Raw genomic sequence first — 15,707 nt, 5'->3', positions numbered from 1 at the left:
GTACGGGCAGCAACGAGGCTCTCGTGCCGAGAGTTTGGGGCACCATGCACGTCTGCCCCGCGGCACGGAAACCTCGCGCGGTGCGGCAGGGCGGGTCCCGGCCCATGTATCGGCCGCGCCCGGCCGGTCGCCGGCACCGCGGCGGCAACCAACGGCCGGGACGCCGACAGGGATCCGCCCGCCCCCGCCACGATCCCCTGGCTCGCGGGTTGCGGCCGCGCACGGCGCCCTCCGGCGCCGCGATCTGCGAGATCAAGGATTGACAGGAGCTTTCCCATGCTTGTCCAGACCAGCCTGTCCGCCGAGACCGAGACCGAGACCGAGGTGCCTCCCACGAAGGAGGTCCGCCGTCTGGACCGGGTGATCATCCGGTTCGCGGGGGACTCCGGGGACGGCATGCAGCTGACGGGCGATCGCTTTACGTCGGAGACCGCGTCGTTCGGCAATGACCTGTCCACGCTGCCGAACTTCCCCGCGGAGATCCGAGCGCCGGCAGGCACGCTGCCGGGAGTGTCCTCCTTCCAGGTGCACTTCGCCGATCACGACATCCTCACGCCGGGCGACGCACCGAACGTCCTGGTCGCGATGAACCCGGCCGCCTTGAAGGCGAACCTGCCGGATGTGCCGCGCGGCGCGGAGATCATCGTCAACACCGACGAGTTCACCAAGCGCGCGCTGACCAAGGTCGGATACCAGGCAAGCCCGCTCGAGGACGGCTCCCTGGACGGCTACAGCGTGCACCCGGTACCGCTGGGGACGCTGACAGTGGAGGCGCTGAAGGAGTTCGGGCTGTCCCGCAAGGACGCCGACCGGTCGAAGAACATGTTCGCGCTGGGTCTGCTCTCGTGGATGTACCACCGGCCCACCGAGGGCACGGAAGCCTTCCTGCGGAGCAAGTTCGCCAAGAAGCCGGACATCGCCGCGGCGAACATCGCCGCCTTCCGGGCGGGATGGAACTTCGGCGAGACGACCGAGGACTTCACGGTCTCGTACGAGGTAGCTCCGGCCGCGAAGGCGTTCCCGCCTGGCACGTACCGTTCCATCTCCGGCAATCTGGCACTGTCGTACGGTCTGGTGGCGGCCGGTCGGCGGGCCGATCTGCCGCTGTTCCTCGGGTCGTACCCGATCACGCCGGCCTCCGACATCCTGCATGAGTTGTCCAAGCACAAGAACTTCGGTGTCCGCACCTTCCAGGCCGAGGACGAGATCGCCGGCATCGGCGCCGCGCTGGGCGCGGCCTTCGGCGGCTCGCTCGGCGTGACGACGACCTCGGGTCCGGGTATCGCGCTGAAGTCGGAGGCCATCGGCCTGGCGGTCTCACTGGAGCTGCCGCTGCTGGTCATCGACATCCAGCGCGGCGGCCCGTCGACCGGGCTGCCGACCAAGACCGAGCAGGCGGACCTGCTGCAGGCAATGTTCGGCCGCAACGGCGAGGCACCGGTTGCGGTGATCGCCCCGGCCACCCCGGCGGACTGCTTCACCGCCGCGCTGGACGCCGCCCGGATCGCGCTGACCTATCGCACCCCGGTCCTGCTGCTGTCGGACGGCTATCTCGCCAACGGCTCCGAGCCCTGGCGGATCCCAGAGCCCGATGAACTGCCCGACCTGCGAGTGCAGTTCGCCTCCCATCCCAATCACACCCTGGAGGACGGCAGCGAGGTCTTCTGGCCGTACAAGCGTGACCCGCAGACCCTGGCCCGCCCGTGGGCGATCCCGGGCACGCCGGGCCTGGAGCACCGTATCGGCGGCATCGAGAAGGCCGACGGCTCGGGCAACATCTCCTACGACCCGGCCAACCACGACTTCATGGTCCGCACCCGCCAGGCCAAGATCGACGGCATCGACGTCCCGGACCTCGAAGTCGACGACCCCGGCGCCGCCGAAGGTGATGGAGCGAAGCTGCTGGTTCTGGGCTGGGGTTCCACCTACGGCCCCATCATCGCCGCCGTCCGCCGCGTCCGCGCCGCAGGCCAGAAGGTCGCGCAGGCCCACCTGCGGCACCTCAACCCGTTTCCGGCCAACCTCGGTGAGATCCTCACCGCCTTCGACAAGGTGATCATCCCCGAGATGAACCTGGGCCAGCTCGCCATGCTCATCCGCGCCAAGTACCTGGTCGGCGCCCACTCCCACACACAGGTCAACGGCATGCCGTTCAAAGCAGAGCACCTCGCCACGGCTCTCAAGGAGGCCATCCACCATGGCTGACACCGCTACCGAGGCCCCGACGACCGTCGCACTGTCCCTGGTGCCGAAGTCCGACGGCAAGCAGTCCATGAAGGACTTCAAGTCCGATCAGGAGGTGCGCTGGTGCCCCGGCTGCGGTGACTACGCGATCCTGGCCGCGGTGCAGGGCTTCATGCCGGAACTGGGCCTGGCCAAGGAGAACATCGTCTTCGTCTCCGGCATCGGCTGCTCGTCGCGCTTCCCGTACTACATGGACACGTACGGCATGCACTCGATCCACGGCCGCGCGCCGGCGATCGCGACCGGACTCGCCACGTCCAGGCGGGACTTGAGCGTGTGGGTGGTGACGGGCGACGGGGATGCGCTCTCGATCGGCGGCAACCACCTCATCCACGCCCTGCGCCGGAACGTGAACCTGAAGATCCTGCTCTTCAACAACCGGATCTACGGCCTGACCAAGGGCCAGTACTCGCCGACCTCGGAGGTCGGCAAGGTCACCAAGTCGACGCCGATGGGTTCCCTCGACGCCCCTTTCAACCCCGTCTCCCTCGCTCTGGGCGCCGAGGCCTCCTTCGTCGCGCGCACCGTCGACTCCGACCGCAAACACCTCACCGACGTCTTGCGGCAGGCCGCCGACCACCCTGGCACTGCTCTGGTGGAGATCTACCAGAACTGCAACATCTTCAACGACGGCGCCTTCGAGGTCCTTAAGGACAAGGCGCAGGCCCAGGAGGCCGTCATCCGCCTCCAGCACGGTGAACCGATCCGCTTCGGCACGCCTCTTGCGGACGAACGGGGCGCCAAGGGCGTCGTTCGGGACCCGGCCACCGGCGACCTGAAGATCGTCGACGTCACACCGGACAACGAGGCGCAGATCCTGATCCACGACACCCACGCGACGTCCCCGACCACGGCCTTCGCGCTCTCCCGCCTCGCCGATCCGGACACCCTCCACCACACCCCCATCGGCGTGCTGCGCTCGGTCCACCGCCCGGTCTACGACATTGAGATGGCCGAACAGCTCGACACCGCTGTTGACCAACAGGGCAAGGGCGACCTCGCCGTGCTCCTCGCAGGCGGCGACACCTGGACTGTGCGGTCGACTCCGGGCAGCCGACCGTTATGACAACCCGTCACAGTGTGGTGGACCGGGCCCGGGTACTTCTGTGTGCATTTCGCGCTCCGCCGGCTGACTCGGTGGGTACGCGGTGCTGAGACCCGAATGGGGCACGCTGCCGAGGCAGAAACCTGCCTGCCCGTCGGCGCCTGGGACACTCGGGACGCCGACCCAACGATTACCTGACTACGCGCGCACCCGGACATCGAGGTCGCCAGCCGGGCGCCCGGGCGGGGTTGACCTTGACGATGCCGTCACGGGTGGCCGTAGCCGGTCGCCAAGCGCTCCTGACCTGCACTGTCAAGCAGATCCTCCGCCTGCACGCACGAGGAATCCTGTCGGACAAGGGCGAATGGGCATCCGGCTGGTGCGGGACGCTCCGATGCCGACCGCCGACCGGTTTCACACCTGGAGTCCGGAAGCCGGCGACTCCCCTGTGGGCTGCGGTTCGAGCACCTCGCCACACTCACACTCGTGGTGGTCGAAAGCCGCCCGGGCCGAGTTGTGCCGTTGGGGCATCCGGCCGGGGCGGCGTCGTACGCGGCTGAGCAGCCGCTGGGTGCGCGGTTACGGGGTCGTGTAGGGGTCCTGGCTGATCAGGTGGGCCTTCAGACCCTCGCCGACGCCAGGCTCCGGGGTTCCGGCCCAGTCCTTGATGAGTACGGCGCCGGTGCTGCAGCCCCACGGGTTCCACGTCCACGCGAGATAACCCATGCTGTGCGCGTCGGCCCAGTCCACCAGCCGCTGCATGTAGTCGAAGCCGCAGTTGTCCTGGCCGAACTCACCGATGACGACCGGCACTTGTTGCGCGAGCGGCGCGACCTGGCTGTCCCAGCAGGATTCGGTCGCGCAGGCGTTGAAGCTGTAGGAGTGCCAGGACGCGGCGAGGTTGTTCAGTGGGTCGGTCGGCTTGTACGTCAGCCACTCCCGCATGTCGTTGGCCCACTCCAGGCCACCCAGCATGAGGACGTTGGTCGCGCCGGTGGCCCGGACAGCGTCGACCAGGTCCTGCATGCCGGCGGTTTCATAGGGAAGGCCGGTGCAGGTGCCGCCGTCTCGCCAGCACGTCCAGCCGAGGGTCTTGTCCCAGTTGCTGGCGATCTCCGGGTACGGCTCGTTGAACAGATCGAAGACGACGGCGTCGTTGCCCTTGAACGCGTTGGCGACACCGGTCCAGAACTGGGGGGCGTACTGCGCGTCCGGCATCGGTTTCTGGCAGGTCGCGGTGGCGTCCTTGCAGTGCCAGTCCGGCCCGTTGGTGTAGGCACCCCGGGTCCAGTGCAGGTCGAGGATCGGGGTGATGCCGTTGGCCACCAGCAGGTTGACGTAGTCCTTGACGCCCTGCTGGTACGTGGCTCCATTGGGCGAGCCGTTGATGCCGAGCCAGCATTCCTCGTTCAACGGCACGCGTACCGCGTGGATGTTCCAGGTCTTCATCGCGTCGACGGACGCCTGGTCGACCGGGCCGCTGTCCCATAGCCCCTTGCCCTGCACACAAGCGTATTCACCGCTGGAGCGGTCCACACCCAGCAGCCGGTACTGCTTGCCGCTCGCGGTGACGATCTTGTTGCCGGAGACCTTCAGCTCCGGGGCCGGATCACTGGGACCACTGGTCGGAGTGGCGGTGGGGCTGGGGGACGGGGATGTCACCGAGCCGGTACAGGTCACGCCGTTGAGCGCAACCGATGCGGGTTTTGGATTGACGCCCTTCCACGCACCGGTGAACCCGATGGAAACCGACGTGCCCGTATCCAGCGCTCCGTTCCAGTCGAGGCTGGTGGCGGACACGCGGGCTCCGGACTGTGTCCACGTGGCACTCCAGCCGTTGGTGACCTTCTGGTCGGAGTTCGGGAAGTCGAACGTCGCGGTCCACCCTCGCACGGGGGAGCCGAGATTGGTGATGGCCAGGTTCGCGGTGAACCCTCCCGGCCATTCGCTCTGCACCTTGTACGCGATCGAGCAGCCGGTGGCGGCTGCCGATGCGGGCAGGGTGGCGAAGGCAAGGCCACCCAGGATCAGTGCACCGGCGGCGCCGGTGGCCACTAAGGCGTGACGACGTTTCACTTGATCTCCTCGTTGCCGTAAGGGATCGATGAGCTCGATACCCAGCTGATCGACGAACTGGTGAGCGGGGCCCAGGCCGAGGGCCTGCAGCTGACCGGTCCACCAGGCGGGGACTGCGTGCCGTACGGATCAAGGAATCAACAACTGTCGCGCGTTCAAATCCTGTCTTCCCGACGGATCCCACGCGGGCGTCAGCAGCCGATCGGTGAGGAGCCCAGGGCCACGTCGTCGAACCAGAGAGTGTCGTCCCCGGTGCCGTAGCTCTCCCACCCCAGGCGCAGGCCGGTGGGGCGGGGAGGGGTCCTACGGACGAGCCACTGCCCGTCGACGTTCTGGGTCGCCACCCCGTCCACATGCAGGCCGGCGACCTCCTGGTCGTCGACCCACGTGCGCATGGACTGGGCGGTGGTGTCGATCTGGAACCGCAGGCACAGCCACCGGCCGGTCGGCAGCGGCGTGCTGAGCGCGGCCCCCGCCGGGCTCTGTTCCGGCAGCGTCGCGTCGTCACTCTCACGGTTCCACTGCAGCGCGCCGTTCTGCCCGCCGACGCGCAGCGCCCTGCCGCCCTGTGAGGCGTCCGGCATGGATACGAAGGTGACGTGGTCGGTGGGCAGGGCGGTGGTGTGCCGGACCCGCATACGTACGTACACCACGGGCCCGACGGAGGACAGATCGCGGGTGGAGGCTGCGAAGACGTGGTTGCAGTAGCCTGCGCCGCCGTCGACGCGCAGCGACCTGGTGCCGCTGTAGACGACGGACGTGTCGACGCTGACCTTCCCCGTGCCCTGGCAGTCGGGTGCCGTGGTCTGCCAGGGGCCCGAAGGCACGGTACCGGTCTGGTCCTCGAAGTCGGAGCAGATCGTCGCCCCGGCGCATTCGGCCGACGCCGTGGCTGTCGCGGTCGCTGTCGGTGAGGCGGTCGCCGTCGGGGTGGGACTCGCGGTTCCGCCGCACGGCGTGCCGTTGAGGGCAAAGGCGGTGGGAGCCGGGTCGGCGGTGCGCCAGGTGCCCTGGAGCCCGAAGTCCACGGATCCGCCGGCGGCGAGCACGGCATTGTGCGCGACGTTCACAGCGGCCACCGCGCTGCCCGACTGGGTGACCTGCGCGTTCCAGGCGGACGTGACCTGCTGGTCGCCGCCGTAGGTCCACTCCAGCCGCCAGCCGTTCAGGGCGGCGCCGAGATTCGTGACGCGGATCTGGGCGGTGAAGCCGCCGGACCACTCGTTCGTGGTGTACGTGACCGTGCAGCCCGTCGCCGCGCCCTGAGCGCGCGACGTCGCGATGGCAGGAAGGGCCACCGCCACCACGGTCAGCACCAATGCCCAGAGCGGCAGGCGGTGGCGGCGCACGCGTAATGAAGTCATGGCCATGATCAATCTCCGGGAGTCAGGACGCGGTGCAGGAGAGTGTGCCGAGGTCTCGGTCGTCGCCGCTGAGCGTCATCCCCCAGGTCGTCGACGCGCCCGGTGCCAGCGAGCCGTTGTAGGAGGCGTTGTGAACGGTGGTGGCGGGGCGGGACGGATCCAGCACCGCGTTCCAGCGGTTCGCCACGCTCACACCGTCCGGCAGGGTGTGGTGCACCGACCAGTCGGTGGCCGGCCGGGACCCGGTGTTGGTGACCGTGACATCGGCCTGGTACCCGCCCTGCCATGAGCCGGTCAGCTTCCACTCCGCCGTGCAGGCGGTGTCGCCGGAGGGGCTCGGCGCGGGAGTGGGAGGTGGTGTCCCTCCAGAGCTGTCGGTGGTGTAGGGGACGACGGTGTAGTCCTGCGCGCAGCCTCCCGCGCAGCCTGACGGCAGCGAGAAGGAGTACGTACGGCCGCCGCCCAGCCAGGCGTCGGCTGCGTCGCGGATCCGTATGGTGAAGCTGCTTTGGTCGGAGGTCGTCGCGCCGATGACGTAGGACTGCCCCATGTCGCTGTTCATCGCGGCGTCGGTCCAGGTGCCGTTCGCCAGGTACTGGACGCCGTGGATGCCGTCGGGCAGATGGGAGACGGCGATGGCGGGCCAGTACCGCTGGGCTCCCCTGAGGAAGCCGATACGGATGTCGCCGCTGTAGTCAGGGGCCGGGACGAAGCTCCAGGAGACATGACGGTTGTTCCAGTGGTCCGGGTACATCGTCCCCACGGGGGTGCCGCCGATCCGGAAGCGGTTGAGAGAGTCGGTTGCCAGGTCGAGGTGGTTGGGGTCGTCCCGGCACCAGGCGTTGGAATCGGCGCAGCTGTCCGCGACGAGCATGGTCATGGTGGCCCCGTTGTACCTGTCGGCCACCCAGGAGCCGTTGCGGCAGAAGGGCCGGCCCGGGGCGCCGTCGTTGGTGCCGGTGCAGTAGTCCCCGATGGTGACCTTGACCCAGCGGCCGCAGTTGCGGCCGTTGTCGAAGACGCCCTTGACCGATGCGCTTGAGTCCGGGACCGGGCGGGGGTAGGTGCTCGAGTAGTCGCCGGGCGTGTTGAACACGTTGAGCGCCACGAAGTCCTGGCTGTCCAGTTCGCGCTGCGGCAGACCGCAGCCGCCGTAGGGGCTGCCGAGCCCGGCGAAGTGGGTCGCGTTGCCCAGGACCTCAGTTGCGGCGGCACTCGCCGCGGGCGGCTGAGCCGCCACGGCCACGACGGGTAACGCGGCGCAGCAGAGCGCTGCCAGCAACGTGGCGGTGCGCCTTCGGGCCGGCGAGCGGGGGGTCGAAAGAAGCTGCATGGAGGGATCCGCCTTCTTCGTGACGGGGCGCCGTGACGTTCGTATGGGAGTCCTCTCGGAGGGAGGGGAGTGAGCGCTGGAACACCTCACCTATGGGAGCGCTCCCACAATCTCCGTATCCGGGGACTGTAGAAGAGGGCCATGCCCCTGACAAGGGTGTGGGTTCCCGTCGGAGTTTTGTCTCCCTCCTCACGGAGCCCGGACAGTTCGGCTCCGGGGGAGGCCATGGACCGGCCCGAGGGGGGGCAGTCAGGCGTTCAACGCCTGCTCGACGGTGGGGCGGCATGGATTGACTTCCTCCCCCCGCCTAAAGGCGGGGGGAGGAAGCCAAGTGGTCCACGCTGTCTCCTGAGCCCCTGGGATGCGCAGGTCAGGGTAGCCCCTATAATCGAACGTGTGCACGATTCAAGTCCGTCGAGACTGGTACTGCTCCGTTTCCTGGAGCGCGTTCAGGAGCGGGATCTGGCCTGTACCCGGCGGTGGATCGTCGAGGAGGAGCGCCGTGAGGCGGAGCGCCGGCGCGGTGTGGAGGCGCGGCCGCCGGTGCCCAGCTGGCTGATCGAGCAGAGCATCGGCCATCACGCCCCGCCCGTGTACGTGCACGCGGGTGACTGCCACATGGCGGGCAAACGATCGAAGGGCGTGGCGCGGGATGCCGCGCTGCGGGCCCTGACCGACGGTATCGTCGCCTGCCCGCACTGCCGCCCGGACACACAGCTCGGCCTGCTCGACTAAATGATCGGTTCCGAGGGGTAGTTGCGGCTGCGGAAACCAATGAGCCTTTCTGGTTCCTGTGGTCGGCGGCCTCCGGGGGAACAATCAGGTCCGGTTGACGGCCCTCGTCTGGGACAGTCGACGGGAGTAGATACTGGCCCTCAACGCAGGCACGGATGAGGAGCAAAACCAGTGACCAGCGACAACCGCATAGGACCGCCCAGTTTTGGCAGCGAACGCGACATGCTGCGGGCTTTCCTCGACTACCACCGCGCAACCCTCGCCATGAAGTGCGAAGGGCTCACCGACGAGGAGCTGCGACAGCAGTCAATGCCGCCGTCCACGCTTTCGCTACTCGGTCTGGTGCGGCACATGGCGGAGGTGGAGCGTGCTTGGTTCCGTCGAGTGTTCGAGGACCATGACGCACCCATGGTCTGGTCCGACAAGATCGACTTCCAGGCGGCGTACGACGCGAGCGCGTCGACCAGGGACGAGGCGTTCGGAGCTTGGGATGCCGAGGTGGAGAACTCGCGCCGTATCGAGCGAAAGGCGGAGTCCCTGGACCAGGCCGGGTACCAGCCACGATGGGGCGAGGAGGTGTCGCTGCGGATGGTGATGGTGCACGTGCTCCTGGAGTACGGGCGCCACAACGGGCATGCGGACTTTCTACGTGAAGGTGTCGACGGGACCGTGGGCGCCTGAGTCCGCAGGCGCCATCGAGCTCCATACGCTGAACCTTCCAGAGAATCACCCGCGGGGCAGGAAGGAGGGAGTCCAACGTCAGGGGTTGAACACAGAGTTGGACTCCCTCGTCATCGGTTGCGTCCGAGGAATCCCGGGCCTTCAGGCCGGGGAGGAATCGGGCGCCTGCGGAGCAGGGCAGGGAGCTGTGATTTGCCGTCAGGGCGGATCACAGTGTTCTGGTTTGCGGATTTGGACCTAACCAGTAGTGGGCTAGTTTGTGAGCGTGACCGGGAACCACGTGAAGCGGGCGTTCAAGTACCGCTTCCATCCGACGGATGCGCAGGCGGCTGAGCTGTCGCGCACCTTCGGTTGTGTGCGGAAGGTCTACAACATGGCGCTCGATGCCCGTACCCGGGCGTGGACGTGGCAGGAGCGGATCAACGACAACCAGACCTCCGCGATGCTGACCGCGTGGAAGAAGACCGAGGAACTGGCGTACCTGGGCGAGGTGTCGTCGGTTCCGCTCCAGCAGGCGCTGCGGCACTTGCAGGTGGCGTTCACCAACCTCTTCGGCAAGCGGGCGAAGTACCCGCGCTTCAAGTCGAAGAAGAAGTCCCGCAGGAGCGCGGAGTACACCACCAGCGGCTTCCGCTTCCGTCAAGGCGAACTGACGCTCGCCAAGATGGCCGAGCCCCTGGACATCGTGTGGTCGAGGCCGCTTCCCGAGGGTGCGCAGCCGTCCACGGTGACCGTGTCCCAGGATGCGGCCGGGCTGGTTCGTGTCGATGCTCTGCGACGACACGATCACCCCGGCCCCGCGCACCACGAACGCGGTCGGCATCGACCTGGGCATCACGTCCCTGGCGACGCTCTCCACCGGCGAGAAGATCACCAACCCGAAGCACGAGCGCAGGGACCGGGCCCGCCTTGCCAGGGCCCAGCGGGAACTGTCCCGCAAGGCCAAGGGCGACGGGACCAACCGGGCCAAGGCCCGCTGTAAGGTCGCCCGTGTCCACGCCCGGATCACCGACCGGCGCCGGGACTTCCTGCATAAGCTGACCACCCGTCTCGTCCGTGAGAACCAAACGGTCGTGATCGAGGACCTGACCGTCCGCAACATGGTCAGGAACCACAAGCTCGCCCGGGCCGTCTCGGATGCGGCGTGGAGCGACATGCGGACGATGCTGGAGTACAAGAGCGCCTGGTACGGGCGGGAACTGGTGGTCGTCGACCGCTTCTTCCCCAGCTCGAAACTGTGCGGTGCCTGCGGCACGATCCGGGCGAAGCTGCCTCTCAACGTCCGTACGTGGACGTGTGAATGCGGCGCGGTCCATGACCGGGACGTGAACGCGGCGAAGAACATTCTGGCCGCCGGGCTGGCGGTGTCTGTCTGTGGAGCCGGTGTAAGACCTCAACGGGAGTCCTCCCGGACGGGGCAGTCGGCGGTGAAGCAGAAAACCCCACGGCGCGAGCCGTAGGAATCCCCCTCGTTCACGAGGGGGAGGAAGTCAAGTGAGCGCAGATGTCGGCCTTGCTGAAGGGTGTGCCGCAGCACGTAGTACGCCGACTCGTGCTCCCACCGCTGGTGGTAGAGCGTGACGAGGGTCTTGGCCGGGTAGCGTCGGGCGTCGGTCAGCGTCGTGGCCAGCCGATAGGTGCCCGTGAACAGGGTGCCGTCCTGGCAGGTGACGCCGATCTGCGCTTCCACGATGCGGACCGGGGTGGTGCCGATGACGGACAGATACGAGCCGTCGACCAGGTGGGACAGGGCCGGGGGACGTCGCCTGGAGCGGAGGCGACCCAGGAACCTGGCGTCGGTGTCGGACACGGCGGCGAGGAACTTGTTGCTGTCGAAGCCCTTGTCCCAGAGCACCAGCAGTCCGGTCGAAGGTGATGCAGCAGCTGCCGGGCATAGGCCGTCTCGCCGTCGCCGACGGCAGTCCTCGGCCCGGATCTGCGTCGAGCACACCAAGGCCGAACTGCGGCAGTGGCGCCCGCTCCAGCGCCACACCACCCGACGCGAGGACTACGCCGAAACCCACTGCGCGATCGCCTCGCTGGTATCGGACCGCTCCGTTCACCGGCCAACCCGCGGCGAGCTGAGCACCGCACTGGTACTCGCCCGGCGAGACGCCTTCTGATCAACTACCAGCCAACCCGCCAGACCAACACGTCGGGGCCTCAATCGCGGACCACGCCGTAAGCCGTGACCTGTTTGATCGCGGTAAACGCCCCGGTGGTGCCGTGCCCGCGCTGACGTCAGCTCCCCGGGTGCAGACCGGGCCAGCCCGGCGACGGGTCGCCCTTGACCTCGCCGAAGTAGAGGGAGAACGTCTGCCGCAGCCGCTCGGCCGCGGCGCGGTCCTCCATGAACCTGGGGAAGCCGTCGACGTGGGCGTTCGGGAACTCCCACACCGGCTTCAGGCCGGCGTACGGCGTGACGTCCGTCCGCACCGACCAGCCGTTGCGGCTGGCCGCCTGGCGCTCCTCGGAGAGCTGCCAGTTCACGTACAGCTTGGCGGCGGCAGGGTGCGCCGCCTTCTTCAGGATCGCGGCCCGTTGCCCCCAGGCCATGAAGGGATGGTCGCCGGTCGGTAGGACCCACTTCACCGTTGTCGACGTGGAGACCGCACTGCCCCCCGCGCCGACTCCGATGGTCTTCGTCTTGCCGTTGACCGCGGCGCCCGGGGTGTTCGTGCCCCGGGCGAACTGGGGCTGCTGCGCGGCGAACTTCGCCACCCAGTCCCAGCCGTACTTCTGCTGGTAAAGGGAGTAGAGGTACAGCACCGCGTCGTCGTCGTTCGGGTAGGAGGAGGCGATGGCGCCCTTCCAGGTTTCGTCGAGCAGGTCCAGTGGCGTCCTGGGCGCGTTCGCCCCGGCCGCCTGGATGTCGTACATGAAGCTGAAGGCGATGACGAACAGCGCCGTCCACGCGCCGTCCGGGTCCTTGAAGCCCTTGTGGATCTGTGAGAAGCCTGCGGGCTTGTAGCGCAGCAGTTTGCCCTCGCGCTTCCAGCGGGTGAAGTCCTGGAGCGTCTGCAACTGGACGACGTCGGGGACCAGGGTGTCGGTCGCGAGCTGGTTGTCCACGCGGACGTCGTGGTACTTGCTGTAGTCCACGGAGACCGTCAGCGGGATCTTCGGGAAGCGGGCGGCCCAGTCGGTCCGTAGCCCGGCTGCCTGGGCGTCGACGTCCCCGCCCTGGTAAAGGACGAGCTTGCCGCCTTCGGCGATGGCAGCCTCGTAGAGCTCGTCGAGGGAGCGATTCTCCTCGCGGACACCCGCCAGCGGGGCGCCGACGGGGTCAGCCGCCTGAGCGTCGGTCGCGACGGCCGCGGCGGCACCGCCGAGAGCGACACCGGCTCCGGTGGTGAGCAGCCGCCGCCTGCTGAAGTTACTGGGCATCGTGGGGGTCCTCCTGCTGGTTCCGCCGCCAGATTCCGTACGAGGCGGCGCACCAATCCTGCCGATGAACCGCGTTGTTCCGCGTCATCCGAAGGCTGTCTCCGGGTTCAATCGTTCGGTTGAACGGTCACGGTGGGTGCCGTCGGAAGGGCGCGAGCAGTTTCGTTGTTCCACTGGATGTTTCCCACGCCAACCGAACCCGAGATCACCCCACAACCGGAACCGAAACAGCTGCCGTGACCACACCACCCCGCGGGACATGACCCGCGGGCGTGCGCTCCCGTCTTCGCCGTCGGCGACGGGGTCTCGGGTTCTGGTAAGCCCTGGCTGAGGGGCCGTCAAAAAGATCGCCGATGACATCGACGAGTTGCTGGCGTTCTGTGATTCTCCCGCCAGTACTGGATCCACCTACGCTGAGCTGCCGGCCGCTCCTGGCGATCACTGGCCTGGTCTCCGACCGCTCCGCACAGCGGCCCGCCCGGCGCCGGGCGAGCACCGCACTCATCCTCGTCCGCAACGGCGCCCGCTGATCACATCAGCCGAACCGCCAGGCCAGCACGTCCCGACCTCAATTTCCCCCGAGGTCGTAAGAATCCAAAGCGTTTTCCGCAACTCCCGTCCCGTCCGACTCGGTTCGGTGCTGCGAACGGCTGGTGTCGCGGCAGGAGAGCTGCGACACCAGCCGCTTCAGGTCCAGCGCATGGGGCCCTGCCCCTCGCCTACGCCGCGGAGATCGCGCGCTTGGCGGTCAGCCGCTGCCGCAGCACCGCGATGCCCACCACCCCGAGCGCGACCGCTGTGGACAGCACCACCTGGTCCCGGCCGCCACCGGACGCGGTATCGGTGAGCATGTAGCCGAGGACGAACACGATCAGCGCGATGGTCGCCCAGGTGAGGTACGGGAAGAGCCACATCCGCACGACCAGTTTCTCTGGTGCCTCTGCCTGGATGATCCGGCGCATGCGCAGCTGCGAGAAGCAGATGACCAGCCAGACGAACAGGGCGATGGCGCCGGAGGAGTTGAGCAGGAACAGGAAGACGGTGTCGGGCCAGGCGTAGTTGAAGAACACCGCGACGAAGCCGAAGACGACCGAGGCGAGGATCGCGGTCTGCGGCACGCCCTGGCGCTTGGTCTGACCGAAGGCGGCGGGGGCGTCGCCGCGGCGGCCGAGGGAGAAGGCCATGCGGGAGGCGGTGTAGAGGCCGGAGTTCAGGCAGGACAGCACGGAGGTGAGAACGATGAAGTTCATGACCTGCCCGGCGTGCGCGATACCCAGGGAGTCCAGGGCGGCGACATACGAGCCGTCCTTGGTGATGGCTGGGGAGTTCCAGGGCAGCAGGGTCAGCACGATGAAGATCGAGCCGAGGTAGAACACGCCGATCCGCCAGATGACGCTGTTGGTGGCCTTGGTGACCGCGCGCTGGGGGTCCTCGGACTCCCCGGCCGCCAGCGTGACGATCTCGCTGCCCATGAAGGAGAAGACCACCATCAGCACGCCGGTGAGGATTTTGCCGGGTCCGTTGGGCAGGAAGCCGCCGTGCGCGGTGAGGTTGGACAGCCCTGCGGTGTCGCTGTGCGTGCCCGGCAGGATCCCGAAGACCGCCAGGAGGCCGACCCCGATGAACGCGGCGATCGCGACGACCTTGATCCCGGCGAACCAGAACTCGAACTCGCCGTAGGAGGCGACCGAGGCGAGGTTGGAGACGGTCAGCACGATCATCACGATCAGGGCCCAGGCCCACTGCGGCACGCCCGGGATCCAGCCTTCGAGGATCTTCGCGCCGGCGGTCGCCTCCACGGCGAGCACCACGACCCAGAAGAACCAGTACAGCCAGCCGATGGAGAACCCGGCCCAGCGGCCGAGCGCGCGGTCGGCGTAGGCGGAGAAGGAACCGGAGGTCGGGTTCGCGGCGGCCATCTCACCCAGCATGCGCATCACGAGCACGACCAGGGCGCCCACGAGTGCGTACGACACGAGGATGCCGGGCCCTGCGGCGGCGATGCCCGAGCCGGAGCCGACGAACAGGCCTGCTCCGATCACACCGCCGATCGCGATCATCGACAGATGACGGTTCTTCAAGCCGGCCTGCAGGCCGGATCCTGATGGGGTGCTTTCGGTGGTGGTGACGGTGTCGGGGGCGGGGGCAGGGGGACGTGTTGTCATCTCGACATCCAGGGGACTGGCGGGAATGGGGACGGTTCCGGCGAGATCGGACGGAGGTGGCCGTATGGATTCCGCCGGGCGTGGCGTGCGGGGTGCCGGGTCAGGGACGGGGCCGGGGGTGGCGATCACGGTCGCGGGGAGGGCATGGTGGATCACAGTCGTCGGCCGGTATCTGCCGCATCGGTTGCCCGGTGACGCTCAGGAAAATAGTTCACGGCGATCAAAAAAAACAAGGGGCCCGGTCGTCCGGCCGACGGCATCCGCGCGCCGCCTCCCGGGGCACCCACGCCCCACAGACGCACCCTCACGCCCCGTCGACGCACCCCGAAGACGCGCCCGTCGAGACGCGAATCGCCTGCTCAGAGCCATGGCGGCCCGGCCGCCGACCCGACCCTGTCTCCCGCTTACGGACTGGCCGCAGCAAGGTCTTGTTTAACTGTTCACCTTGCTCTAATTTTTCCTGCATCGCGGCCCGCCACTCCCGGCGCGACACCCGCGCCGTGCCAAGGCCCGCCTGTTGCGGGCTGCTTCGGAGAGCCTCCTCCGACGTTCTTCGCCCCCTGGGAGCCCCTATGCATCACACCGTGGCACCGTCACGGGAACCACCGGCGGCCCCTCCCACTCACCCCGGTCCTGCGCGAGCCCGCCTCCCGGTGGGGCGGACGTCGAGAAATCGG

At 68.0% G+C, this 15,707-nt stretch carries 10 protein-coding genes and 1 pseudogene; 5 read left to right on the top strand and 6 right to left on the bottom strand.

From position 1 onward, the window contains the following. Window positions 1-276: 276 nt before the first annotated feature. Window positions 277-2,205 carry a 2-oxoacid:acceptor oxidoreductase subunit alpha gene (locus tag QF037_RS01970; RefSeq protein ID WP_307021159.1) on the top strand — a complete coding sequence of 643 codons (1,929 nt, stop codon included), beginning with the start codon at window positions 277-279 and terminating at the stop codon, window positions 2,203-2,205. Further along, window positions 2,198-3,310 (top strand): 2-oxoacid:ferredoxin oxidoreductase subunit beta, encoded by a 1,113-nt coding sequence (locus tag QF037_RS01965; RefSeq protein WP_307021157.1) that lies wholly within the window; start codon window positions 2,198-2,200, stop codon window positions 3,308-3,310. Before QF037_RS01970 ends, QF037_RS01965 begins: the two co-directional genes overlap by 8 nt. A 558-nt stretch (window positions 3,311-3,868) precedes the next feature. Here QF037_RS01965 and QF037_RS01960 read toward each other — a convergent pair. The 3 genes from QF037_RS01960 to QF037_RS01950 all read right to left on the bottom strand — a co-directional run bounded on the left by QF037_RS01960 (window position 3,869) and on the right by QF037_RS01950 (window position 8,062). Further along, on the bottom strand, window positions 3,869-5,365 hold the full coding sequence (locus QF037_RS01960; protein ID WP_307021155.1) for a cellulase family glycosylhydrolase: 1,497 nt from the start codon (window positions 5,363-5,365) through the stop codon (window positions 3,869-3,871). Window positions 5,366-5,556: 191 nt separating this feature from the next. Further along, on the bottom strand, window positions 5,557-6,729 hold the full coding sequence (locus QF037_RS01955) for a cellulose binding domain-containing protein (protein WP_307021153.1): 1,173 nt from the start codon (window positions 6,727-6,729) through the stop codon (window positions 5,557-5,559). A 22-nt stretch (window positions 6,730-6,751) separates the two neighbouring features. Next, on the bottom strand, window positions 6,752-8,062 hold the full coding sequence (locus QF037_RS01950; RefSeq protein ID WP_307021152.1) for a cellulose binding domain-containing protein: 1,311 nt from the start codon (window positions 8,060-8,062) through the stop codon (window positions 6,752-6,754). 396 nt (window positions 8,063-8,458) lie between these two features. On the opposite strand from QF037_RS01950, the gene QF037_RS01945 reads away from it, so the two are divergent. The 3 genes and pseudogenes from QF037_RS01945 to QF037_RS01935 all read left to right on the top strand — a co-directional run bounded on the left by QF037_RS01945 (window position 8,459) and on the right by QF037_RS01935 (window position 10,938). Next, window positions 8,459-8,797 carry a DUF6233 domain-containing protein gene (locus QF037_RS01945; protein ID WP_307021150.1) on the top strand — a complete coding sequence of 113 codons (339 nt, stop codon included), beginning with the start codon at window positions 8,459-8,461 and terminating at the stop codon, window positions 8,795-8,797. 171 nt (window positions 8,798-8,968) lie between these two features. Then, window positions 8,969-9,478 (top strand): DinB family protein, encoded by a 510-nt coding sequence (locus QF037_RS01940; protein ID WP_307021149.1) that lies wholly within the window; start codon window positions 8,969-8,971, stop codon window positions 9,476-9,478. A 265-nt stretch (window positions 9,479-9,743) separates the two neighbouring features. Next, window positions 9,744-10,938, top strand: a pseudogene (locus QF037_RS01935) (RNA-guided endonuclease InsQ/TnpB family protein). On the opposite strand, the gene QF037_RS01930 reads toward QF037_RS01935, so the two are convergent. From QF037_RS01930 to QF037_RS01920, 3 genes are all read right to left on the bottom strand, one after another. Then, the gene (locus QF037_RS01930) at window positions 10,872-11,333 is read right to left on the bottom strand and encodes a transposase (protein ID WP_307021148.1); all 462 of its coding nucleotides are present in this window, start codon (window positions 11,331-11,333) and stop codon (window positions 10,872-10,874) included. The pseudogene QF037_RS01935 and the gene QF037_RS01930 overlap by 67 nt on opposite strands. Before the next feature lie 386 nt (window positions 11,334-11,719). Further along, window positions 11,720-12,865: an ABC transporter substrate-binding protein gene (locus tag QF037_RS01925; protein WP_307021146.1), complete on the bottom strand. Its 1,146-nt coding sequence runs from the start codon at window positions 12,863-12,865 to the stop codon at window positions 11,720-11,722. Window positions 12,866-13,584: 719 nt separating this feature from the next. Further along, the gene (locus QF037_RS01920) at window positions 13,585-15,030 is read right to left on the bottom strand and encodes an amino acid permease (RefSeq protein ID WP_307021145.1); all 1,446 of its coding nucleotides are present in this window, start codon (window positions 15,028-15,030) and stop codon (window positions 13,585-13,587) included. Window positions 15,031-15,707: the final 677 nt, after the last annotated feature.

Origin of the sequence: Streptomyces canus (assembly GCF_030815415.1) — a bacterium.
Classification (GTDB): Bacteria; Actinomycetota; Actinomycetes; order Streptomycetales; family Streptomycetaceae; genus Streptomyces; species Streptomyces canus_F.
This window is presented reverse-complemented; position numbering and strand designations above follow the sequence as displayed.